This is a genomic window from Caballeronia sp. LZ003, from assembly GCF_031451465.1.
Classification (GTDB): domain Bacteria; phylum Pseudomonadota; class Gammaproteobacteria; order Burkholderiales; family Burkholderiaceae; genus Caballeronia.
On the sequence record NZ_JARUXJ010000066.1, the window covers coordinates 1 to 1,053 of the forward strand.

General features: G+C 58.0%; 2 protein-coding genes. One reads left to right on the top strand and one right to left on the bottom strand.

Annotation, left to right across the window (positions count from 1 at the left end; genetic code table 11):
* Window positions 1-2: 2 nt before the first annotated feature.
* A complete protein-coding gene (locus QCE79_RS32930) occupies window positions 3-722 on the bottom strand; it encodes a hypothetical protein (protein ID WP_309851647.1) in 720 nt (239 codons plus the stop codon).
* A 193-nt stretch (window positions 723-915) separates the two neighbouring features.
* On the opposite strand from QCE79_RS32930, the gene QCE79_RS32935 reads away from it, so the two are divergent.
* Window positions 916-1,053 (top strand): transposase (locus QCE79_RS32935; protein ID WP_309851648.1); only part of this gene is annotated, 138 nt, incomplete at its 3' end.

The following is a 1,053-nucleotide window of genomic DNA, read 5'->3' on the forward strand; positions in this document are numbered from 1 at the left end:
CACTAATAGATGTCACGCCGGTAACGTCCCTCCTTATCTAGCGCTTCGAGCCGGTTCTCACCGATTGCGTCGCAAAGAGCCGCATGTACGGAACGCCCCGTTCGCTCGGCGCTCCCGCACAGATAAATGGAGGCGCCTGCGTCGATCCACTGTCGCAACGTCGCGGGGGCTAATCGCACCACGTCTCCGACGTACCGACCTTCTAGGCGATCGCGAGACCATGCATAGTCGAGCCGCTGCAACAGACCTCTGCTTTGCCAATCGGTCAGGTCCTCCGCATGAAACTGATCATATGCGCGATTGCGTTCGCCGAAGATCAACCAGTTCGCAGTATGACCGCGCTGGGCCCTCGCTTTCAGGTGCGCGCGTAGACCCGCGAAGCCAGTTCCCGCACCGATAAGAATGAGTGGTCTGTCATCGGGTGGCGCATGAAACCTACGGTTCGTTCGCACACGCAGTTCGACCAGACATCCTACCGGTGCAAAGCGCGTCAGCCAGCCTGATGCAAGACCCAGCGCTGCGCCGCCGTTCGCGGATTGTCTTGCCTGATGAGTCTGACGCACAAGAAGCTCGATCTGGCCATCGGACGGCAAGGAAGATATCGAGTACTCGCGCGAAGGCAGAGGGCTCAACGATTCAACAAGCGATTTCGTTGTGTGAAAGTTTCGCTTCGCCTCCATCGAGGGCAGGACACGCGAAGCGAGTGCTTCCAGCACGCTCATGAATTCGCCATCACTTTCGACCCGTTCGGTTTCGTCGAAGTCTGCGGCTTGCAGCGTAAGCGACTCGGCTGGGCCAGTTCCTCATTCGTGCGCGCGTGAGGCATGATGGCGTTCATATGGATCACGACGGGGGATCGTGTCCATGATCAGCTGAACTGACCCCCGAAGGTTGCACCTATCTTTGGGGAATGTCTTGGGAAAATATACAGAACAAGCGAAGCTCGCTGCCGTTAAGGATTATTGCGCTGGCCATCACGGGCTCAAGGTCGTCGCGCGACGTCATGGCATCAACGTAGAATCGCTGCGTAGATGGGCAGCGCTTTACCGCGTA

Bases quoted from the DNA above. Each gene is read 5' to 3' on its own strand.
- QCE79_RS32930 (WP_309851647.1), bottom strand. From the start codon at position 722: ATGAGCGTGCTGGAAGCACTCGCTTCGCGTGTCCTGCCCTCGATGGAG.